The organism is Mesorhizobium argentiipisi (SeqCode) (assembly GCF_037179585.1).
GTDB classification, from domain to species: domain Bacteria; phylum Pseudomonadota; class Alphaproteobacteria; order Rhizobiales; family Rhizobiaceae; genus Mesorhizobium; species Mesorhizobium argentiipisi.
Genome location: NZ_JAPYKO010000011.1, coordinates 126,994 through 145,141 on the forward strand (window position 1 = coordinate 126,994; position 18,148 = coordinate 145,141).

Consider the following 18,148-nt stretch of genomic DNA (forward strand, 5'->3'; position numbering starts at 1 on the left):
TGCCGTCATTCCGGCTTGGCGGCCGCCGGCGAAGCTTCGGCGATCGGCGCGACCGGCTCGGCCGCGGTCACGAAGGGATAGACGAGCTGCTGGTGATAGAGCTGCGGCACCGGCTCGTCGACACCGTATTTTTCCGGCATATGCTGCGGCATGAACAAGGTGCCGCCGATCAGGTCGAGAACGGACAACTGGGCGGCGAAATTCTTGTCATAAGCCTGGCGTTCGTTGGCATGATGCCAGTGATGAAACTGCGGCGAGGCAATCAGCCATCTCAGCGGCCCGAACTTGATGCGGGTGTTGGCGTGGATGAACACCGACTGCCAATGATAGATCAGCACATAGATGAGAAGCGCCTCGCCTGAAAAACCCAGCGCGAAGAGCGGCAAGAACGAAGCCGACTTGGTCAGGATCTGGTCCACCGGGTGCACGCGGTGGGCCGCCAGCCAATCCATCTCCTCGATCGAGTGATGAATGGCGTGAAAGCGCCACAGGAACGGCATCGCGTGAAAGGCGCGATGGGCAAAGTAGAAGCCTATATCGGCGATGATCAAGGCCTCGATCGCCTGCAGCCATAAAGGCTGCGACTGGAGGGCGGCGGAAAGCGCCTCGGGAACGACGCTCGGGATCACCAGCATCGCAGCGCCGATCACCAGCAACAGGCCGAACTTGATAACGATGCCGTTGAAGAGCAGATAGAAGACGTCGTTCAGCCAATGCCGGCGCGTGGCCGATTGCTCGGCATGCAGCGGCAGGAGCTGCTCAAGCGGAATGAAGATGAGGGCGATGACCAGCACCGCCTTGTAGTCGATGAGATCGAACACGGTCGCTCGCGGATCGGCTGAGGCCAGTCTCCGACACTAGCCGCTAAAGGATGAACGGACCGTTGCTGGCGCAGAGCATGATGGAATTGATTTAGTGGACCGTGCCAGAGGCGTCGCCTGCCGGCGTGCCGCGCGGGATTTCGAAGCTCACCTGGTCGCGGCCATTTGACTTGGCCTTGTAGAGATGGCGGTCGGCGACCTGGAACATGTCATGGTAGGTGGTCGGGCCGCTGAAGGCGGTGCCGCCGATGCTCACGGAAAGCGGCCAGGGCCGCCCGCCGGGTGCAAACTCGGCCTCGCGAATGCGGCGCCTGATGGATTCGGCGACCAGAAAGGAGCGTGCGGCGTCGGCGCCGGGCAGGAAGACCGCGAATTCCTCGCCGCCGATGCGTCCGACAATGTCGGCGCCGTGCAGTTGCCCCTTGATCGTCGCGGCGATCAACCTGAGCGCCTGGTCGCCGCAATCATGACCGAGGCGGTCGTTGATCGATTTGAAGTGATCGGCATCGACGATCAGCAGCGCGCCGGTGTCGGCGACCGTTTGGCCGCGCGCCCGCTCGAGATAGGCCTCGACCAGCATCGAAAAGGCGCCGCGGTTGAAGACCGCCGTCAGGCTGTCGGTCGCGGCAATGACGCCGAGTTCCTTCTGCGTGATGGCCAGCTGGCGCATCTTCCACATCAGGAAGAACAGGAAGGAGCCGCCAAGGATAAGCGGCAGGAGAAGGTCCGTGAGTTGCGCCCAAAGCAGCGCCTGCGGCGACAGCGAGGGGAAATTGAAAGAATCGACGAAGAAGGCGGCGGCAATGAAAAAGGCGGTGCCGGCGGCAGTGACCACCACGACCCTGCCCCAACTTGTCGGGGACAAATCGATGCGCATTTCATTGCTCCCACTGCAACTGGCTTATTGTGGGGCGCGAGCGCAAAAGAAGTCCTAACATATTAGCTTCAATGCAAGTGTGGTTAACACGCCGTCGGCCCACCACAGATGTGGCGGGCTTCCCGATTGGCCGAAGATTCTCGTCAGCGCAGCGCCGGTCGCAGCGGCAACGCGGTAGGAAGCCGCAGAGCCCTCACGGCCGGTTCGACACTCCCGCTGGGCCGTTGGCAGTATATTGCCCCGCTGCAACCGGTCGATTGTCCAGCGGGAAAACAATATCGGCTTCAATGCAAGCTCGGTGCGCGCAGCGATCACGCGACGCAACCGGCAGGCCCGCCCCCACGGCGGCGGGCCAGCCTGTTCCTGAAACCGCTTTAGTGGGAGGTTTTAGTGGGCGGTCGAGCTGCCCGAACCACCCACGGTGCCACCAGTTCCACCGGTCGAGGTATTGCCGGAACCCATGGTGGGGCCGGCGGCCGAGCCCACCGTGCCGGTACCGCCGACGCCGCCCGTCGCACCGAACGACGTACCGGTATTGGTGATGATTGTGCCCATGACGCCGCCAATCGAGCCGCTGGTGCCGACGTTCAAGCCGCCGGCGCCGCCCACCGTGCCGATGCCGCCGATGCCGCCCGTCGTACCGAACGAGATGCCGGTGGTTATACCCGTGGCGCCGCCGATCGAGCCAGTAGTGCCGGCGTTCAAGCCGCCGTCGCCGCCCACCGTGCCGGTGCCGCCGACAACGCCGGTGGTCGTGCCTGGGGCGCCGCCGATCGAGCCAATAGTGCCGGCGTTGAAGCCGCCGGAGCCGCCCACTGTGCCAGTACCGCCGACGACGCCGGTCGCACTGAACGAGGTGCCGGTGGTCGTGCCCGCGGCGCTGCTGATCGGGCCGCTAGTGCCGGCGTTGAAGCCGCCGGAGCCGCCCACGCCGACGCCACCGATGCTGCTGCCAAAGCCCGAGCCGAGACCGGTTGAACCGCCCATCGAGGAGCCCGCGCCGTTGATCGCGCCGCCCGGACTACCCACAGCGACGCCGGTGTTGCCGATACCAAAGCCGATGTCGAGACCAGCGGCATTCGCCGGCACGGCGAGAATGGCGATGCCGCCGACCAACGCGCCGGCGATTTTTTCTACGATACCATTCATGGCATTCTCCTTCGTTGCCACATTTTTCCGCACCGCATCGCCGGAGTGCCGGGTCCGTGCGCATGCCTGTGTGCGAGAGGGATGAAGGGAATACGAACGGGCTCGGTCAGGGTTCCATTTTTTCAAGGGAAAAATTCGTTGTTTCCTTGATGGTTGGTTCGATCAGCAACTGGCTCGCGGAAAAGCCCGGACGATGCTGCGCTCACGCGTAGGCGCGACCTTCCTCGGAGCGCTGGAACAGCGCCAGGTCGAGCGGCACCGAGGGCCGGCCGAGCACCGTGAGCACCATATGCGCCTGGCCGCGATGGTGGGTCTGGTGGTTGAAGAAATGGCCGAGCGTCGGCGAAAGACGCTGCGAGACGGTGCGCATGTCGACGGTCATGTAGGAGAAACGGCCGGCGAGCGCCTTGTCGCCCATCCCGCCCACCCAGTCGAGGATCCTCCTGTCCTCGGCCTCGCGCGCCAGCTTCAGGGCCGGCAAGGCGTGATAGAGCATGGCGGCGGTGTTCGAAGGCGCGTCGCCCTCGCCGGTGAAGCGCTTCATCCAGACGCGGTCGACGGCGAGCAGGTGGTTGAGCGTGCCGAGCATCGAGCCGAAGACGGCGCCGACGTCGCGACCGAGTTCGTCTTCGCCAAGATCCGCGGCGGCATCATAGATGCGCGTATTGGCCCATTGATTGTAGGCCGCAAACATCATGAAATGCTGTTTCATTCTTCCATCCGGCTCACAACGAATCCCGGCTCTTCGTAACCCGCAGGAACCGTAATGACCATTCTGTTCTATGACCTCGTCGGTCACGACACCGAACGCCCGTTCAGCCCGCATTGCTGGAAGACGAGGATGGCGCTGGCCCACAAGGGGCTCGCCGCGACCAAGGTGCCGACGCGCTTCCTCGAAGTGCCCAAGGTGGAGGGCGGCGTGTCGAAGACGGTGCCGGTGATCCGCGACGGCGAGCGGGTAGTGGTCGATTCCTTCGCCATCGCGCTCTATCTCGACGAGGCCTATCCCGAGCGGCCGACGCTGTTTGCCGGCGAAGGCGGCAAGGCGACGGCGCGCTTCGTCGAGCGCTGGTCGCAGCTCACCATCCACCCTTATGTCGCGACGGTGGCGCTCACCGACCTGCACGGGATGCAGGACGAGACGAACGGCCGCTATTTCCGCGAGGACCGCGAGAAGCGCTACGGCAAGCGGCTGGAAGAGGTGGTGGCCGGCCGCGACGCAGGGCTCGCCGGCTTCCGCGCCTCGCTGGAGCCGCTGCGCTCGATGCTCACCTACCAGCCCTTCATCGGCGGAGCCTTGCCGCTGTTTGCCGATTATATCGTCTTCGGCGCGCTGCAATGGGCGCGCATCGCCTCGCCCTACCGGCTGCTCGACGACAGCGACAGCGTGGCCAAATGGTTCGAGCGCTGCCTCGACCTGCATGGCGGGATCGGCCGGCAGGTCGCGGCCGCGGCGTGAACGGCGCGAGCACCGGACTGCCATGTTGCGCTATGAGATGAAGGCCGAGATCTGGGTCTACCCGGGCAAGGGCGGTTGGCATTTCGTGACGCTGCCGACGGATGTCGCGGCGCGCATCAAGGCGGCGATGGCGGGACTGGCGCGCCCTTGGGGCTCGCTCGGCGTCACCGCGATGATCGGCGCCACGAGATGGCAAACATCGCTCTTCCCCGACAAGGCCTCAGGCAGCCTGCTGTTGCCGGTCAAGGCCCCGGTGCGCCAGCGCGAAGGTCTCAAAGCGGGGGATTCGCCGACACTGACCATTGAGGTCGAGCTTTAGATCAGGATGACGTTTCGTTGAATCGCCATCCTGATCTAACTCTTTGTTGGAGCATATCTTCTCCGAAAACCGGTTCCCGCTTTTCGCGATCATGCTCTAGCATCTACTTTCTTCTCCGAAAACCGGTTCCCGCTTTTCGCGATCATGCTCTAGCATCTACTTTGACGCGTCTCTGTTTGATGCGCCCTTGTCGCGCGTGTCGTCATTCGGCGCATTGCCTTCGGCCAGCCTCACGCAGATCGGATCGCCATCACCCATGCGCACGCATTGCCATTCCGGACCGAAGCCGAAATTCTGCTCCGCGCGCTGTGGGAAGAACAGCAGGGCGAAGGCGGCCGCGGCAAGAACCACGGCCATGAAGACAATGCCCGCCATGTCGCCGCGTCTGAGGTAGGGCCAGTTCATCGCCTCAGCTCCAAGCCTGCGTCGAGCGCGTTCGCAGCCGTCTAATTATCCCGCAAAGCGCTCGCCTTGGCCAGAAGCGGCCTCCCCTTGGCAAGCCGCCGAGCGGCTTGTATAGAGCCCGCCACTCCAATTTCCATTCCCAGAACAAGGACGACCATATGGCGATCGAACGCACCTTCTCCATGATCAAGCCGGACGCGACCAGGCGCAACCTGACGGGCGCCATCACCAAGATGCTGGAAGACGCCGGTCTGCGCGTCGTCGCATCGCGCCGCGTGTGGATGAGCCGCCGCGAGGCGGAAGGGTTCTACGCTGTCCACAAGGATCGCCCGTTCTTCGGCGAGCTGGTGGAATTCATGTCGTCGGCGCCGACCATCGTGCAGGTGCTGGAGGGCGAGAACGCCATCGCCAAGAACCGCGAAGTGATGGGCGCCACCAACCCGGCCAATGCCGCCGAGGGCACCATCCGCAAGGTGCATGCACTGTCGATCGGCGAGAATTCGGTGCACGGCTCGGACGCGCCGGAGACCGCCGCGCAGGAGATCAAATACTGGTTCTCGGACACCGAGATCGTCGGCTGAGGCGCAAGCTCGAGTTTCACGGAACGGCCCGCTCCAGCGGGCCGTTTTTATTTTGAGACGGGTGGTCACATCCGCCGCGTGCCCTAGGTTCAGCGAAATTGGCAACAAAGTAGCGCTGGGCGTCGGCGGCTGTGAGCCGCGCTTCCGCCGAACCGAGGGAGGGAAGCATGATCAAGCCTCATGTTTCTGAAAGTGGCCTTGCCTATCCGGACGATCTTGCTTTGTTGAAGCGTATCTATGACCAGGTCTGCGAGGAGCGCGGCATCGTCATAGGCAGTTCCGAGGCGTCGGACTTGGGGATAGAGGCCATGAAACTCTTTTCCGCCGGTATCTTCGACGAAAGGACGATCGGCCGCCGGCTTCGTGGCGGCTGATGGGAGATGGCGGGTTCAGTCGCCGTCGCCGTAGCGGATGACCTCGACCTTCTCCCTGGTGATCAGGCAGCTCTTTGTCTTGGTCAGCGCTTTGATCTCCGGGATCAGCGCATCGATCTTCTCCGGCGCATCGACGATCTCGACGACGATTGGCAGGTCCTGCGACAGGCGCAGGATCTTGGCGGTGTGAAGCACGCTCGAACGGCCGAAGCCGAGCGGACCTCTCAGCACCGTGGCGCCGGCCATGCCGACCTCGCGCGCCTTGATGACGATCGCCTCGTGCAGCGGCTTGCCGTCATCAGCCCTGTCGTCCTCGCCGAAGAAGATCCTGAGCAGCGCGCATTGCGCGGGAAGTTCCATGTTCTCCTCCTTTTGTTACCCGCCGACCGGCAAGCGGTTGAGCCTGGACGCCATGAGATAGCCCAGCCACGCGGCGGCGAGCGACAGGCCGACCACACTGATGAGATAGGTCGCGGCCAGCCGCCAGTCGCCCTCGAACAACAGGACGAAGGTGTCGAGGCTCATCGCTGAAAACGTGGTGAGCCCGCCGCAGAAGCCGGCCATGACGAAGTTGCGCCCGGCCTGCCCGACCATCAGGCGGCCGTCCGGCCCGGTCAGCGTGGCGAAAGCCATGATGATCCAGGAGCCGACGACATTGACGAAAGCGGTCGACCAAAGCGCACTCAGGCCGAGCAGGGAGACGATGACATAGCCCGACAGGAAGCGGGCCAGCGAGCCGATCGCCGCGCCGCAGCCGACCGCCAGATAAAGCCGCATTGCCATCTGTCTGTCCACCATCGCTCAGCCTGCAGCCCACACTACCGCCCAGAAGCCGAGGGCGACGAACAGCACGCACAGAGCCGACGACGCGACGACGTTGAAGGCGGCGAGGCGCCCCTCGCCTTCGAGCGCCAGGTTCAGCGTCTGCAGGCAGAAGGACGACACCGTGGTGTAGCCGCCGAACAGGCCGACGACGACCAGGTCGCGCACGAGATCGCTGGCGAAGATGCCGCCGACCGAGCGCGCCGCGCCGGCGAAGGCGCCGATGGCAAGGGCGCCGGAAAAATTGACCGCCAGCGTGCCCCAGGGAAAGGTCTCGCCAATGCGGCGGCCAACCACGCCGGACAGGAAAAAGCGGGAAATGCCGCCGAAGAAACCGCCGATCAGAACCAGGGCGCACGCCGCAATAGTCATCGCTTCAATGCCTTTCCTAACGCGATTCCAAATCGGAATCACTTCACGAAATCAGGCATGATACGAGCGGGAAAACAAATCCTGCCGTGCAAGAGCACGCCTGGCAGGAGTCATCAGCCACAAGGGCGGTTTCGGGGGAACCCCATCCCCATTTTCGAGGGAGGCAAGGCGTTCGCCGCCGCGCGGTCAATTGCGACGTGCTTGAATGACAGACAGAACCGTTGACGCGGTCCGACATGCTAGAGCGTTTCACCATTTCCTGGAAACGGCGAACCGCTCTTCACGCAATTCCGGACGGAAAACCACGTCCCACTTTCCTGGAATTGCTTCTTAAAATCCGCCGGGCCCCCCGGCGGGCAGACGTCATTTGGCTTGACGGTCTTTCACATTCGCATGGGCGTTCGCCGCCTCGGTATCGGTGGACGGCGTCTTCGTCTCCTCGCCGGTGAACGGACTGCCCTGTCCAGGCGCAAGGTCGCCGCTGTGGCCGGCCTTATTGGTCTGGAAAGGCTGGCTGTCGGGGCTGAGGCCGTGCTGCGTGGCGTTGAACAGATGATCGTCCGCCCTGGCAAAACCGGCGAAGGCGATCAGCGATATGCTTGTGACTGCGAGAAAGAGCGTGTGCCTTTTCATATCTGGTCTCCTTTGAGTGCCAGATCGATCCGCGCATTCGGTCTGGCGGTTTAAGTGAAGGGACACCGTCCCTTTGCCTGCCCGCCGTCTGCATAAGTCAACGCCTGGCCTTGCCGGTTTATTCCGGCGAACACGGTTTCGAGGCTGAAAAGTCGCGCGGTCGGGCGCGGCGCACGACGTCAGTGCGCCATTTTCAGCAAAACCGTCTGCGGCTTGCCCGCCAGCGGATCGGGCTGGTGGCTTGTATCGGTGATGAACATCAGCCGTTCGCCGACCGTAATGCGCGCCTGCAGCGCGTAGGTTCGGCCCTTCTGGATCGCCTTGGGATCGAAACCGATGTCGAACTTGATCGGCACCTGCCCAGTGGGCGCGATCCTGCGTCTGGCGATCACGGTTGCCGGCGCATCGGGCAGCGAGACGTCGGCAAGCTCGACCACGAGCACGGCATCGGGCGGCAGGGCGATGCGCTCGCGGTAGGTCACGTCGCCCGCGATCGTCCTTTCGTCGGCCTTGGTCAATTCCGGCACGGCAAGCACGCCGACGACCAGCGGCACCAGTCCGAAGATGAAGAATTCCGCGATGCGGTCCAGCATGAGATTGCTCCCGCCAAGCAAATCGAACCACCCGGGAAGCTTGGGAAGGATTGCGGTCGTTCGATGGCCGAACGGGATTTTTATTCGCCCTGTTTCTTCCAGCGATCTGCCGCTTGATCGTCGGCGTCCTTGGCCTCGACCCAGCCGCCCTCGGAGCCGTCGGCGCGGTGTTCCTTCTTCCAGAAGGGCGCGCGCGACTTCAGATAATCCATCAGGAAATTCGCCGCCTCGAAGGCCGCCTGCCGGTGCGACGAGGCCGCGACCACCAGCACGATGTTCTCGCCCGGCGCTATTTTTCCATGGCGATGGATGACGGTGAGCCCCTGCAGCGGCCAGCGCCCGACGGCCTCGGCGGCAATGCGTCCGATCTCGGCTTCCGCCATGCCGGGATAGTGCTCGAGCTCGAGCGCCGACAGCGCACCCTGCTCGTCGCGGCAAAGGCCGGAGAAGGTGACCACGGCGCCGATATCGGCGCGCCCCTTGGTCAGGCCGGCGATCTCGGCGGCGACGTCGAAATCCTCGCGCTGGATGCGGATGGCGGGCACGACGGCGCCGACCATCTCAGCCCCCGGTCATCGGCGGAAACAGCGCGATCTCGCGCGCGCCCGCAATCTTCTCGCGGTGGCCGACATGTTCCTGATTGATGGCGACGCGGATGACATCGGGGTATTGCAGCGCGTTCTCATATTCCTCGCCGCGCGATTTCAGCCAGCGCAGCAGATCGGCGACCGTCTCGATGCCGGAAGGCAATTCGACGTCTTCTTCCGGCTTGCCGATCCGCTCGCGCACCCAGGCGAAATAGATGAGCTTCGTGGACATTGCTCTCACTCGTCCATGATGTGCTTGAGGCCGGCGCGGAAATAGTCGTAGCCGGTGTAGAGAGTAACGAGCGCCGCGACCCACAGCAGCACCAGGCCGATCTGCGTGGTCAGCGGAAATATCTTGTCGCCGGCCGGGCCGACCAGCAGGAAGGCAATGGCGACCATCTGGATGGTGGTCTTCCATTTGGCGAGCTGGGTCACCGGTACCGACACTTTCAGGGCAGCCAGATATTCGCGCAGGCCCGAGACCAGGATCTCGCGGCACAGGATGATGATTGCCGCCCACAGAGACCAGCCGGCGATGCCGCCATGGCGGTCGGTGTCGGCGGCAAGCAGGAGCAGGCAGGTTGCGACCAGCAATTTGTCGGCGATCGGGTCGAGCATCTTGCCGATGTTGGAGGTCTGCTGCCAGGCACGCGCGAAATAGCCGTCGAAGTAATCCGTGATGGAGGCGAGTAGGAAAATGACCAGCGCCGACCAGCGGGCGAAGTCGGACGACTTCAGATGTCCTTCAAGAAAAAAGCACAGCACGACCAACGGCACCGCGACGATGCGGGCATAGGTAAGGATGTTCGGCAAGTTGAACGCGCGTTGTGCCATGTCGTCTCGGGAAATCTCCTCCGCCAGACGTACTCAAATCAGAAGCGAATGTAGGGGGTCAACAGGCGAGATTCGATTGACCAGGGGAAAATGGCGTGAGGCACCTCTCTCTGCTCCCGGTATTTTCCCCCAGACGCGGACGCTCGGCAGCGTCGATGTCGGCCTTTTCTTACAACATTGGGGATTGGCGAAGCCCAGGCAATTTCGTCATCCACGGTCGGAGCGGGAGCGAAGCGGATGCTCTAAGGCATGGCACACCTCGCCGCGCAGCCGCCTTGGTCAACCTTCCGTGCGCGGCCAGTCCTCAGCTCTCGTGGAAGTGATTATAGACCAGCTTCGCCACATGCTCGGAAATGCCGTCGACCTTGACCAGGTCCTCGACCGCGGCACGGCTGACCGCCTTGGCGGTACCGAAGGCATGGAGCAGCGCGCGCTTGCGGCCGGGGCCGATGCCGGCGATCTCGTCGAGCGGGCTCTTCACCATCTCCTTCTTGCGACGGGCGCGGTGCGAGCCGATGGCGAAACGGTGCACCTCGTCGCGCAGGCGCTGGACGAAATAAAGCACCGGATCGCGCACCGGCAGCGTGAAGCTTTCCCTGCCCTTGACGAAGAAGCGCTCGCGGCCGGCGTCGCGGTCCTGGCCCTTGGCGATGCCTATTGCCGCGACGCGGTCCTCGACGCCGAGATCGGCCAGGATCTGGCGCACCGCCGTCATCTGGCCCTGGCCGCCGTCGATCAAGATGACATCGGGCCAGGCCGGGAAGCCGCCATTGCCGGCGACCAGGTCTTCCTCGCCGGTCTCGTCCTGCGCGGTGGCGCCGGGCTGCTCGTCGCCATGCTCCTTGAGCAGCCGCGAAAAGCGCCGCTGCATCACCTCGCGCATCATGCCGAAATCGTCGCCCGGCGTGATCTCGGTCGAGCGGATATTGAATTTGCGGTACTGGTTCTTCACGAAACCTTCCGGTCCGGCGACGACCATGGCGCCGACCGCGTTGGTGCCCATGATGTGCGAGTTGTCGTAGACCTCGATACGCACCGGCGGCTTTTCCAAACCGAAGGTCTCCGCAAAACCCTTGAGCAGACGGGCCTGGGTCGATGTCTCGGCCAGCCTGCGGCCGAGCGCCTCGCGCGCATTCTGCAGTGCGTGATCGGTCAGATCCTTCTTCTCGCCGCGCTGCGGCACCGAAATCGTAATCTTGCGGCCGGCATGGGTGGAGAGCGCCTCGGCGAGCAGTTCCTGTTCCTGCGCGGTCTGTGACAGAAGCAGCGTGCGCGCCGGCAGCTTGTCGTCATAGAATTGCGCCAGGAACGAGCCCAGCACCTCGGCCGGTTCCAGCGCCGGATCGGCCTTGGGGAAATAGGCGCGGTTGCCCCAGTTCTGGCCGGTGCGGAAGAAGAACACCTGGATGCAGGTCTGGCCGCCTTCCTGGTGGATGGCGAAGACGTCGGCCTCCTCCACCGTCTGCGGGTTGATGCCCTGATGCGCCTGCACATGCGAGAGCGCCGCAAGGCGGTCTCGATAGATCGCGGCGCGCTCGAAATCGAGTTCTTCCGCCGCCTGCTGCATGGCGGCCGAGATCTCGGTCTTCACCTTCTGGCTGCGGCCGGAAAGGAAATCCTTGGCCTCGGCGACGAGCTCGGCATAGCCCTCATGCGAGATCTCGCCGGTGCAAGGACCGGCGCAGCGCTTGATCTGATAGAGCAGGCACGGCCGCGTGCGGTTCTCGTAGAAGGAGTTGGTGCAGCTTCTGAGCAGGAAGGCGCGCTGCAGCGAATTGATGGTGCGGCCGACGGCGCCGGCGGAAGCGAAGGGACCGAAATAGTCGCCCTTGCGCGAGCGCGCACCGCGATGCTTGTAGATGCCGGGCGAGACATGGTCGCCAGTAAGCAGGATGTAGGGGAAGGACTTGTCGTCCCGCATCAGCACGTTGAAGCGGGGCCTCAGCCGCTTGATGAGGTTGGCCTCGAGCAGCAGCGCCTCGATCTCGGTGCGGGTGACGACGAATTCCATCGTCGCCGTCTCGCGCACCATGCGGCCGATGCGGGCGGTGTGGAAGCGCCCCTGCGCATAGTTGGTGACGCGCTTCTTCAGGCTGCGCGCCTTGCCGACATAGAGCACGTCGCCGGCGGTGTTCATCATGCGATAGACGCCAGGCTGGTTGGGCAGCCGCTTGACCAAGGTCTGGATCACCTCGGCGCCTACCATGCCGTCGGCGTCGCCGGCATGCGGCGTCCAGTCGATGGCCGTGAAGGCGACTTCGGGGCCGATGGGGACGGACTCCGGTTCGACGATCTCCTCCGCCGCCTCGTCCTCGATGTCGAGATCGACATCGGGCGGCAGATCGTCGGCGGCGCCGTTTCTCTTATGTCTCTGGACTGCGGGACTCATTCCACCATGCCTGTCACATCCGGCGTCTGCCACGCAAGATGCTGGCCGCCGTCAAGCGCGATCATCTGGCCTGTCACGGAGCGCGCTTGCCAGAGATAGCGGATCGTGGCGCCGAATTCGGACAATTGCGGGCCGCGCTTCAGGATCAGGCCCTCGACCTGGCTTTCGAAATCATCGTCGTCCTGGCGCTTGTTCTTCAGTGTCGGCCCGGGGCCTATGGCGTTGACGCGAATGCGCGGCCCGAGCGCCTGCGCCAGCATCTGGGTTTGCGTCCACAGCGCCGATTTCGACAGCGCATAGGAGAAATAGCGCGGCGTCGGCCGCCAGACGCGCTGGTCGATGATGTTGACGATCAGCCCCTCCTCGCCTTGCGGCAGTGCGCGGGCAAAGGTCCGCGCCAAAAGCGCCGGCGCCTTCACATGGATGGCGAAGTGGCGATCCCAGGCCTGCCAGTCGAAATCCTCCACCCGGTCGTCGACGAACAAGGACGCATTGTTGACCAGCAGGGTGACAGGGCCGAGCGCGGCCTCGGACCTGCCGACAAGATCGCCGACGGCGTCCATATCGGTGAGGTCGGCGGCGACCACGGCGGCGCGACCGCCCTCGCCCCCGATCTTCTTCGCCAGCGCCTCGGCCTCGTCGCTTGACCGGTTGGCATGGATGACGACGGCGAAGCCATTGGCGGCCAGATCCTCGACGATCGCCTTGCCGATCCGCCTTGCTCCACCCGTCACCAGCGCGACGGCTGTGGTTTGTCTCATGGTGTCAATCCTCAATCGGCTTCACGATTCCGGACGCCGGCACAATGTGACGGGCCAAGCGTTAAATGCCATTTCCACCTGGGGCAGGAATGTGGCGAAGCGGCCCGGATGCATTTGCGCCCCGCTAGATATGGGGCACCGTCCATGGCAATATATGTCCCTGGACCCCTTGAACCAAGCGGCGTGCAGCGCAACATGATTAGCCTGCTGACATTCGCTGTTGCGAAGATGCAACGTCACCTTTCGGCCTCATTCGTGCCTGGGAATGACCCAAGTTCAGGTTCGCTTCAGCCGCATTTCAGCACGACATTTGGAACCGTTGAGCGCCGAGCCCGTTTTATCCCCCCGGACGGGCCGGGGCGTTTCATGAACAAAAAAGCCTAAGTGTCTTGTGGCTTAAGGAGAGTATAACAATGAAGACCAATCTCAAATTCGCGCCGCTTGCCGCTGCGCTCGGGCTGTTCGCCTTTGGTGGTACCGCCTTTGCAGCCGACGTCGTTTCCGAAGAGCCGCCGGCTCCCGCTCCGGTTGCGGAGCTTCCGGTCGCTTCCTGGGCCGGCCCCTATGCCGGTATCAGCCTCGGCTACGGCTTCAGCGGCCATGCCGATGCTCGTGACGCCGGCGTCAATGTGAAGACCAAGGGCTTCATCGGCGGCGTGTTCGGCGGCTACAATTGGCAGCAGGAGAACTTCGTCTACGGTGCTGAAGCCGATCTCGGCTACAACGGCGTCAAGGGCGACAGCGCTGGCATCAACGCTAAGGGCGGCCTCGAAGGCTCGCTGCGCGCTCGCCTCGGCTATGCCGTGACCCCGGAAATCCTGCTCTATGGCACCGGCGGTCTCGCCGCCAAGAACCAGAAGATCACGGATAGCTTCACCGCCACCGACGAGAGCAAGGCAATGCTCGGCTGGACAGCCGGTGTCGGCACCGACATCAAGATCACGGACAACGTGTTCGGCCGCGTCGAGTACCGCTACACCGACTACGGCGACAAGGACTTCGGCGCCCTCGGCAACGTCAAGTCGAAGGACAACCGCGTCACGTTCGGCGTCGGTATGAAGTTCTAAGTCGTAGAAGCCACGACACGGAAAAGCCGGGCCTTGCGCCCGGCTTTTTTTGTGTCCGCGAAATCAACAAGAGTTGCGCCCTCAGTCGGTCCTCATTTCGACCCCTTCGCCGGTCTGGCCTTTGCCTTCGGCGGCAGTGTCTCGACGAAGGCCAAGGCGCGATCGAGCCAACCGGCGAGATCGGCATCGGTCGTCGTCCCTTCCGGCGCGACGCGGATATAGCCTTGCATCGAGCGCCCGCCCATTTCCATCGTGCTTGCATGAGGAAGTGCTGCGGCGGCCGCATGTGCGTCCTTGCCGACGCGCACCAGAAGCCCGCGCTTCGAAGTGCCGATCAGCATGTTGCCATCGATCATGAAACAGGTGCCGCCGAACATTTTCTGTTCGGTGAAGGCGCGCCGGCCGAGGGCGGCACGAAGGCGCTCGACCATGGGGTCGGGTGCGGCGCTGGTTGAGGGTTTTGCCATCTCACCACTCCCACTTAGGTGAATGTCAGGCAAGCATGGAAGCGGGCGGCGTTCAAGACGGGACTTCTGGGAGAAGGAAAATCGCCGTCACCCCGGCACGCTGTCTTTCAATTCCGGAAACTTCTCATCAAACCTCGCGGCCCAGCGCACGAGCCGGCCGCGGCCTTTCTCCCATTGGCCCGAAAAGCGCAGCGCGAGATAGCCAAGGGTTGCGCGCAGCGCCATGTGGCCGGCAGTGATCTTCTTCGGCAGCCTCGGCGGATCGGCGTTGATGAGGTCGAGCGCCGCGGTGATCTTCGTCCATTTCCGGTCGAGCCAGGGTTGATAGACCATCGCCTCCGGCCGGGTGCGCCGCTCATAGACCATCGACAGCGCGCAGTCGCAGATGCCGTCGGCAAGCGCCTCCAGAACCTCCGCCTCGAGCCGCTTGTCCGGGTTGCGCGGGAACAGCGCGTTCTTCGACAGGCGATTGAGATGCTGGGTGATGGCGCGGCTGTCATAAATCGAGCGGCCGTCCTCGAGCACCAGCACCGGGATCTTACCGAGCGGATTGGCCGAGATTAGTTCGGCGGGTTTGTCCTCCGTCTTGACCGGCATGAGATCGATGGCGATGCCGGCATAGGCGGCCGCCATGCGGACCTTCGAGCTGTAAGGGGATGTGGAAGCATAGAGCAGTTTCGGCATGATCGGGTTCCCAATTGTTTGCGGCACTGTTGACCGATCAGGGTCCGACGGGCAACGGCCAGCCGGCCGATCCGGATTAGCCAATGCATCTTGTCGGGCGGGCACCTGAAAAGAAAAAGCTCCCGGAAGTTTTGCTGGCCGCAAAATTTCCGAGAGCTTTAGGAGGAGCGTCCGCTCCGACTCCGCTTGTCTTGACACCGAATTGGCGAGAGGGTGCCTAAGTGGCACCCGCCCTCACCTGTTGCGGTTCGCGAGCGAAGCTACGCGATTACTTCTTGGCGGCCGGCTTCTTCGCCGGAGCTGCCTTCTTCACAGCGGCCGGCGCCTTGGCCGCGGCCGCCTTCATCGGAGCCTTGGCGGCGGGCTTGGCCGCGGCCTTCGCTGCCGGCTTCTTGGCGGCGGCCGGCTTGGCTGCTGCCTTCGCTGCCGGCTTGGCCGCTGCCTTGGCGGCGGGCTTTGCCGCGGCCTTCGCGGCCGGCTTGGCCGCAGGCTTAGCTGCCGCCTTGGCCGGAGCCTTGGCGGCCGCCTTCGGCGCCGCTGCCTTCTTCACTGCTGCAGGTTTCGCGGCAGCCTTAGCTGCCGGCTTCTTTGCCGGCGCTTTCGCCGCCGGCGCCTTGGTTGTCGTCTTTGCCATGCGATGCCCCTTGCGTTTTGCCGATGGTCGTGAGTGACCCGGCGTGTCTATGCATATCTGACTCGCGACTGTCTAGCCAGCGAAGCAACACAATGATTTTCAGTTATTGAATTTTGGTTACACGAAACGCGTCCCATTAAAAAATTGTGAGCGAATCTGTCACTTTCCAAGTGACGGCCCGCCGCACAGATTTTCGAGCGGCTTCTATCCCCCGATCATCCATCCATCCGCCGCATAAGCTTGTATCACAATGTGAGCGGAGTGCTCGCAATAGAGAACGCGTCGCCGAACGCCGGCTTCATCTTGTCCAGCGAAAACATCTACAGATGAATTGGCCAGGTAAGACGATCAAAGCTTAGTGGTTTGAAAGTGAGCTTCTAGCTCATATTCGAGCGCCGCCGTCAATCTCCGCCGGCTTAGGTTCATCCCTGCAGGCGGCGCGCGGCTCGAAGCGATGCAGATGAACGGCGTAGGTGTCCCAAGGCGGCGCGACCGCGATTCCGGCCAGCATGCGGCCGATCTCGCCGCGATGGTAGCTGCCGTGCAGGACGATATGGGTCAGCATCTCCTGCCTCGTCATGCAGCCCTCGTCGCCATCGGTGAAGGTGAAGGCGACCGGGTCCCCAAGCTCTTGCTCCGAAACGGTTTCGAGATAGTCGAGATACCAGCCGTCGACCTCGGCCAGGGCGGTGCGCAATGCGCGCGGCTCGGACGTGTCCGGCGTATTGTCGCTCGCATAACCATGGGCAACGCCCTTCAGATGCGCGGCAAAAATCCGCGATACGACATGGATATGGCTCATCAGGCGGATCGCGGCGTTGCGTATCCCAGGATCGCTCGAGGGGTCCATCCTGGCAAGCTTCTCCACCAGCTCATCATTCGCCCAGGTCTGGTAGGCGAGCATGCCCTTCAGCAACGTCTTGGCACTCATCTTTGCGGCCCCATTTGCGTTGGTGAAATGAATGTGAGTATCCTGTTTATATTCTCGGGAGACGGGCCAGCATGTCTACTCGCATTGCAAAGCCGGCCGCACGCATGCGCAAGCAGCCGCGCCAGGCGCGTTCGATCGCTACCGTCGAGGCGATCATCGAAGCCGGTGCTCACGTTTTGAGCGAGCTCGGCTGGGCGGGCTTTTCCACCAACAAGGTGGCGGAGGCCGCAGGCGTCAGCATCGGCTCGCTCTATCAATATTTCCCCGACAAGCTCGCCCTGGTCGAAGCGATCCGGCGCCGCCACTTCGATCATGTGCTGTCGGTGATTCGCGAAGCGGCGGCGGAGGAGAAGCCGCTCAAGCAATTCGCGCGCGAACTGGTGCGCGGCATGATCGGCGCGCACTCGATCCATCCGACGCTGCATCAGGTGCTGCTGGACGAGGCGCCCGGCGACCGCGGCTCACGCGCCGCGCATGCCTCGTTCCAGGCGCGCTATCTCGAACATTACGCAGCGGCCGTCGCGCAGTATCGCAAGCGCCGCAAGGATACCGAGACGATGGCGCGCGTGCTCTCATCGGCAGTCGAAGGCGTGATCCACAACGCGGCACGGCGCAATATGCTCGACGCGCCGGAGCTGCAGAAGCAGCTCATCGAGCTGATCCAGGTTTACATATCGGGCGGCAGGGCCGCGTGAGATTGTCGGCTTGGCGTCGGTTCAGCGGGCAGCGACAACGGCGACGCCAGCACCGACCATCACGCCACCTGCCGCACGGTTCACCCGGCGCACGACCTTCGGCGTGCGCAGCAGCTTTCGGGCGCGGCCTGCGAGGACGACATGGCCGCCGATCACGACAGTCTCGACAGCCAGGATCACCAGCATCAGCGCGCCGAGACGCTCGGCGTCCAGCGATGCGCCGACGACGTTCGGCAGCAGCGCCAGATAGAACAAAGGCATCTTCGGATTGCCGAGATTGAGCGCGACGCCGGTGGCGAAAGTCGCAAGCAGCCCGCGCCGCCCGGATAAGGGCTGCAGGTCTGGCACGATGGGCGCTGCTGTCCATAGCCTGACGCCCATCCAGATCAGATAAGCCGCGCCGCCATAGCGAAGCACGGCCATGACGACCGCCATCTTGGCGGCTACGACCGACAGACCGCAGGCGGCGAGGACCAGGAAGATGAGGATACCGGCCACCGTTCCGGCGCCATAGGCGATGCCCGATGCGGCGCCGCCGGAGATTGTGCGGGCGACGATGGTCATGTTGTCGGGGCCTGGGCTGGCTGCGAACACGAAGAAGGCCGCCGCAAATGCAAGGAGGGTAGCAGTATCCATGAAGGTCCCCGAGGAAGTCGTTGCTCTCGGGAGTTCAGATTAACTGATTTGCATTCCA

General features: G+C 63.5%; 26 protein-coding genes and 1 riboswitch. Of the genes, 6 read left to right on the forward strand and 20 right to left on the reverse strand.

The genetic code is table 11. From position 1 onward, the window contains the following. Positions 1 to 5: 5 nt before the first annotated feature. The 4 genes from O7A05_RS17170 to O7A05_RS17185 form a co-directional block, all read right to left on the reverse strand. Positions 6 to 821, reverse strand: a complete 816-nt coding sequence (locus O7A05_RS17170) for a sterol desaturase family protein (protein WP_337094223.1) — start codon at positions 819 to 821, stop codon at positions 6 to 8. Between the two features lie 91 nt (positions 822 to 912). Further along, positions 913 to 1,698, reverse strand: coding sequence for a GGDEF domain-containing protein (locus O7A05_RS17175; RefSeq protein WP_337094224.1), 786 nt, complete (start codon positions 1,696 to 1,698; stop codon positions 913 to 915). A gap of 387 nt (positions 1,699 to 2,085) precedes the next feature. Continuing rightward, a complete protein-coding gene (locus O7A05_RS17180) occupies positions 2,086 to 2,847 on the reverse strand; it encodes a hypothetical protein (protein ID WP_337094225.1) in 762 nt (253 codons plus the stop codon). Positions 2,848 to 3,049: 202 nt separating this feature from the next. Beyond that, positions 3,050 to 3,559 (reverse strand): DinB family protein, encoded by a 510-nt coding sequence (locus O7A05_RS17185; protein ID WP_337094226.1) that lies wholly within the window; start codon positions 3,557 to 3,559, stop codon positions 3,050 to 3,052. 54 nt (positions 3,560 to 3,613) lie between these two features. Here O7A05_RS17185 and O7A05_RS17190 point away from each other — a divergent pair, with 54 nt between their 5' ends. Together O7A05_RS17190 and O7A05_RS17195 are read left to right on the forward strand one after the other, a co-directional pair. After that, the gene (locus tag O7A05_RS17190) at positions 3,614 to 4,306 is read left to right on the forward strand and encodes a glutathione S-transferase family protein (RefSeq protein ID WP_337094227.1); all 693 of its coding nucleotides are present in this window, start codon (positions 3,614 to 3,616) and stop codon (positions 4,304 to 4,306) included. Between the two features lie 22 nt (positions 4,307 to 4,328). Beyond that, entirely contained in the window at positions 4,329 to 4,625 is a 297-nt protein-coding gene (locus tag O7A05_RS17195; protein ID WP_337094228.1) for a DUF1905 domain-containing protein, read from the forward strand. A 156-nt stretch (positions 4,626 to 4,781) separates the two neighbouring features. Here the strand turns inward: O7A05_RS17195 and O7A05_RS17200 are convergent, their stop codons facing one another. Next, a complete protein-coding gene (locus O7A05_RS17200; protein ID WP_337094229.1) occupies positions 4,782 to 5,030 on the reverse strand; it encodes a hypothetical protein in 249 nt (82 codons plus the stop codon). 158 nt (positions 5,031 to 5,188) lie between these two features. Between O7A05_RS17200 and ndk the strand changes: the two genes are divergently transcribed. Further along, positions 5,189 to 5,611: a nucleoside-diphosphate kinase gene (gene ndk, locus O7A05_RS17205; protein ID WP_041010781.1), complete on the forward strand. Its 423-nt coding sequence runs from the start codon at positions 5,189 to 5,191 to the stop codon at positions 5,609 to 5,611. A gap of 167 nt (positions 5,612 to 5,778) precedes the next feature. After that, on the forward strand, positions 5,779 to 5,985 hold the full coding sequence (locus O7A05_RS17210; protein ID WP_337094230.1) for a hypothetical protein: 207 nt from the start codon (positions 5,779 to 5,781) through the stop codon (positions 5,983 to 5,985). 15 nt (positions 5,986 to 6,000) lie between these two features. On the opposite strand, the gene O7A05_RS17215 is transcribed toward O7A05_RS17210, so the two are convergent. From O7A05_RS17215 to O7A05_RS17260, 10 genes are all read right to left on the reverse strand, one after another. Beyond that, positions 6,001 to 6,345 (reverse strand): DUF190 domain-containing protein, encoded by a 345-nt coding sequence (locus O7A05_RS17215; RefSeq protein WP_337094231.1) that lies wholly within the window; start codon positions 6,343 to 6,345, stop codon positions 6,001 to 6,003. Positions 6,346 to 6,360: 15 nt separating this feature from the next. Next, entirely contained in the window at positions 6,361 to 6,768 is a 408-nt protein-coding gene (gene crcB / locus O7A05_RS17220) for a fluoride efflux transporter CrcB (RefSeq protein WP_337094232.1), read from the reverse strand. An 18-nt stretch (positions 6,769 to 6,786) separates the two neighbouring features. Beyond that, positions 6,787 to 7,179 (reverse strand): fluoride efflux transporter CrcB, encoded by a 393-nt coding sequence (gene crcB / locus O7A05_RS17225; protein WP_337094233.1) that lies wholly within the window; start codon positions 7,177 to 7,179, stop codon positions 6,787 to 6,789. Positions 7,180 to 7,276: 97 nt separating this feature from the next. Then, positions 7,277 to 7,338, reverse strand: a riboswitch (Fluoride riboswitch). A gap of 204 nt (positions 7,339 to 7,542) precedes the next feature. Then, positions 7,543 to 7,812, reverse strand: coding sequence for a hypothetical protein (locus O7A05_RS17230; RefSeq protein ID WP_224512651.1), 270 nt, complete (start codon positions 7,810 to 7,812; stop codon positions 7,543 to 7,545). A 179-nt stretch (positions 7,813 to 7,991) separates the two neighbouring features. Continuing rightward, positions 7,992 to 8,405 carry a YbaY family lipoprotein gene (locus O7A05_RS17235; RefSeq protein ID WP_337094234.1) on the reverse strand — a complete coding sequence of 138 codons (414 nt, stop codon included), beginning with the start codon at positions 8,403 to 8,405 and terminating at the stop codon, positions 7,992 to 7,994. 80 nt (positions 8,406 to 8,485) lie between these two features. Then, complete coding sequence (locus O7A05_RS17240; protein WP_337094235.1) at positions 8,486 to 8,965, reverse strand: molybdenum cofactor biosynthesis protein MoaE; 480 nt, start codon at positions 8,963 to 8,965, stop codon at positions 8,486 to 8,488. A gap of 1 nt (position 8,966) precedes the next feature. Beyond that, entirely contained in the window at positions 8,967 to 9,224 is a 258-nt protein-coding gene (gene moaD, locus O7A05_RS17245) for a molybdopterin converting factor subunit 1 (RefSeq protein WP_041001878.1), read from the reverse strand. 5 nt (positions 9,225 to 9,229) lie between these two features. Then, the gene (gene pgsA / locus O7A05_RS17250; RefSeq protein WP_040984724.1) at positions 9,230 to 9,826 is read right to left on the reverse strand and encodes a CDP-diacylglycerol--glycerol-3-phosphate 3-phosphatidyltransferase; all 597 of its coding nucleotides are present in this window, start codon (positions 9,824 to 9,826) and stop codon (positions 9,230 to 9,232) included. Positions 9,827 to 10,130: 304 nt separating this feature from the next. Continuing rightward, positions 10,131 to 12,215 carry an excinuclease ABC subunit UvrC gene (gene uvrC / locus O7A05_RS17255; RefSeq protein WP_337094236.1) on the reverse strand — a complete coding sequence of 695 codons (2,085 nt, stop codon included), beginning with the start codon at positions 12,213 to 12,215 and terminating at the stop codon, positions 10,131 to 10,133. Next, a complete protein-coding gene (locus O7A05_RS17260) occupies positions 12,212 to 12,976 on the reverse strand; it encodes an SDR family oxidoreductase (RefSeq protein WP_337094237.1) in 765 nt (254 codons plus the stop codon). Before O7A05_RS17260 ends, uvrC begins: the two co-directional genes overlap by 4 nt. Before the next feature lie 413 nt (positions 12,977 to 13,389). Between O7A05_RS17260 and O7A05_RS17265 the strand changes: the two genes are divergently transcribed. After that, positions 13,390 to 14,043 carry an outer membrane protein gene (locus O7A05_RS17265; protein WP_224512642.1) on the forward strand — a complete coding sequence of 218 codons (654 nt, stop codon included), beginning with the start codon at positions 13,390 to 13,392 and terminating at the stop codon, positions 14,041 to 14,043. Positions 14,044 to 14,135: 92 nt separating this feature from the next. Here O7A05_RS17265 and O7A05_RS17270 read toward each other — a convergent pair whose 3' ends face one another. The 4 genes from O7A05_RS17270 to O7A05_RS17285 all read right to left on the reverse strand — a co-directional run bounded on the left by O7A05_RS17270 (position 14,136) and on the right by O7A05_RS17285 (position 16,759). Next, positions 14,136 to 14,510 (reverse strand): TfoX/Sxy family protein, encoded by a 375-nt coding sequence (locus O7A05_RS17270; RefSeq protein WP_337094238.1) that lies wholly within the window; start codon positions 14,508 to 14,510, stop codon positions 14,136 to 14,138. Positions 14,511 to 14,597: 87 nt separating this feature from the next. Further along, the gene (locus O7A05_RS17275) at positions 14,598 to 15,194 is read right to left on the reverse strand and encodes a glutathione S-transferase family protein (RefSeq protein WP_337094239.1); all 597 of its coding nucleotides are present in this window, start codon (positions 15,192 to 15,194) and stop codon (positions 14,598 to 14,600) included. Between the two features lie 268 nt (positions 15,195 to 15,462). After that, positions 15,463 to 15,828 carry a hypothetical protein gene (locus O7A05_RS17280; RefSeq protein ID WP_337094240.1) on the reverse strand — a complete coding sequence of 122 codons (366 nt, stop codon included), beginning with the start codon at positions 15,826 to 15,828 and terminating at the stop codon, positions 15,463 to 15,465. 382 nt (positions 15,829 to 16,210) lie between these two features. Next, positions 16,211 to 16,759 (reverse strand): DinB family protein, encoded by a 549-nt coding sequence (locus O7A05_RS17285; protein WP_337094241.1) that lies wholly within the window; start codon positions 16,757 to 16,759, stop codon positions 16,211 to 16,213. A gap of 104 nt (positions 16,760 to 16,863) precedes the next feature. On the opposite strand from O7A05_RS17285, the gene O7A05_RS17290 reads away from it, so the two are divergent. After that, on the forward strand, positions 16,864 to 17,454 hold the full coding sequence (locus tag O7A05_RS17290) for a TetR/AcrR family transcriptional regulator (RefSeq protein ID WP_337094289.1): 591 nt from the start codon (positions 16,864 to 16,866) through the stop codon (positions 17,452 to 17,454). Between the two features lie 21 nt (positions 17,455 to 17,475). Here O7A05_RS17290 and O7A05_RS17295 read toward each other — a convergent pair whose 3' ends face one another. Then, complete coding sequence (locus O7A05_RS17295) at positions 17,476 to 18,090, reverse strand: LysE family translocator (protein ID WP_337094242.1); 615 nt, start codon at positions 18,088 to 18,090, stop codon at positions 17,476 to 17,478. Positions 18,091 to 18,148 lie beyond the last annotated feature (58 nt).

What these genes read in the sequence shown, in the direction of transcription:
- O7A05_RS17215 (WP_337094231.1), bottom strand. Translation starts at nt 6,345, where the DNA reads ATGGAACTTCCCGCGCAATGCGCGCTGCTCAGGATCTTCTTCGGCGAG.
- O7A05_RS17240 (WP_337094235.1), bottom strand. Translation starts at nt 8,965, where the DNA reads ATGGTCGGCGCCGTCGTGCCCGCCATCCGCATCCAGCGCGAGGATTTC.
- O7A05_RS17195 (WP_337094228.1), top strand. Translation starts at nt 4,329, where the DNA reads ATGTTGCGCTATGAGATGAAGGCCGAGATCTGGGTCTACCCGGGCAAG.
- O7A05_RS17260 (WP_337094237.1), bottom strand. Translation starts at nt 12,976, where the DNA reads ATGAGACAAACCACAGCCGTCGCGCTGGTGACGGGTGGAGCAAGGCGG.
- O7A05_RS17230 (WP_224512651.1), bottom strand. Translation starts at nt 7,812, where the DNA reads ATGAAAAGGCACACGCTCTTTCTCGCAGTCACAAGCATATCGCTGATC.
- crcB (WP_337094232.1), bottom strand. Translation starts at nt 6,768, where the DNA reads ATGGCAATGCGGCTTTATCTGGCGGTCGGCTGCGGCGCGGCGATCGGC.
- O7A05_RS17270 (WP_337094238.1), bottom strand. Translation starts at nt 14,510, where the DNA reads ATGGCAAAACCCTCAACCAGCGCCGCACCCGACCCCATGGTCGAGCGC.
- O7A05_RS17265 (WP_224512642.1), top strand. Translation starts at nt 13,390, where the DNA reads ATGAAGACCAATCTCAAATTCGCGCCGCTTGCCGCTGCGCTCGGGCTG.
- O7A05_RS17275 (WP_337094239.1), bottom strand. Translation starts at nt 15,194, where the DNA reads ATGCCGAAACTGCTCTATGCTTCCACATCCCCTTACAGCTCGAAGGTC.
- O7A05_RS17280 (WP_337094240.1), bottom strand. Translation starts at nt 15,828, where the DNA reads ATGGCAAAGACGACAACCAAGGCGCCGGCGGCGAAAGCGCCGGCAAAG.
- O7A05_RS17175 (WP_337094224.1), bottom strand. Translation starts at nt 1,698, where the DNA reads ATGCGCATCGATTTGTCCCCGACAAGTTGGGGCAGGGTCGTGGTGGTC.
- O7A05_RS17295 (WP_337094242.1), bottom strand. Translation starts at nt 18,090, where the DNA reads ATGGATACTGCTACCCTCCTTGCATTTGCGGCGGCCTTCTTCGTGTTC.
- O7A05_RS17180 (WP_337094225.1), bottom strand. Translation starts at nt 2,847, where the DNA reads ATGAATGGTATCGTAGAAAAAATCGCCGGCGCGTTGGTCGGCGGCATC.
- O7A05_RS17285 (WP_337094241.1), bottom strand. Translation starts at nt 16,759, where the DNA reads ATGAGTGCCAAGACGTTGCTGAAGGGCATGCTCGCCTACCAGACCTGG.
- O7A05_RS17185 (WP_337094226.1), bottom strand. Translation starts at nt 3,559, where the DNA reads ATGAAACAGCATTTCATGATGTTTGCGGCCTACAATCAATGGGCCAAT.
- moaD (WP_041001878.1), bottom strand. Translation starts at nt 9,224, where the DNA reads ATGTCCACGAAGCTCATCTATTTCGCCTGGGTGCGCGAGCGGATCGGC.
- ndk (WP_041010781.1), top strand. Translation starts at nt 5,189, where the DNA reads ATGGCGATCGAACGCACCTTCTCCATGATCAAGCCGGACGCGACCAGG.
- crcB (WP_337094233.1), bottom strand. Translation starts at nt 7,179, where the DNA reads ATGACTATTGCGGCGTGCGCCCTGGTTCTGATCGGCGGTTTCTTCGGC.
- O7A05_RS17190 (WP_337094227.1), top strand. Translation starts at nt 3,614, where the DNA reads ATGACCATTCTGTTCTATGACCTCGTCGGTCACGACACCGAACGCCCG.
- O7A05_RS17210 (WP_337094230.1), top strand. Translation starts at nt 5,779, where the DNA reads ATGATCAAGCCTCATGTTTCTGAAAGTGGCCTTGCCTATCCGGACGAT.
- O7A05_RS17290 (WP_337094289.1), top strand. Translation starts at nt 16,864, where the DNA reads ATGCGCAAGCAGCCGCGCCAGGCGCGTTCGATCGCTACCGTCGAGGCG.
- O7A05_RS17235 (WP_337094234.1), bottom strand. Translation starts at nt 8,405, where the DNA reads ATGCTGGACCGCATCGCGGAATTCTTCATCTTCGGACTGGTGCCGCTG.
- O7A05_RS17200 (WP_337094229.1), bottom strand. Translation starts at nt 5,030, where the DNA reads ATGAACTGGCCCTACCTCAGACGCGGCGACATGGCGGGCATTGTCTTC.
- uvrC (WP_337094236.1), bottom strand. Translation starts at nt 12,215, where the DNA reads ATGAGTCCCGCAGTCCAGAGACATAAGAGAAACGGCGCCGCCGACGAT.
- pgsA (WP_040984724.1), bottom strand. Translation starts at nt 9,826, where the DNA reads ATGGCACAACGCGCGTTCAACTTGCCGAACATCCTTACCTATGCCCGC.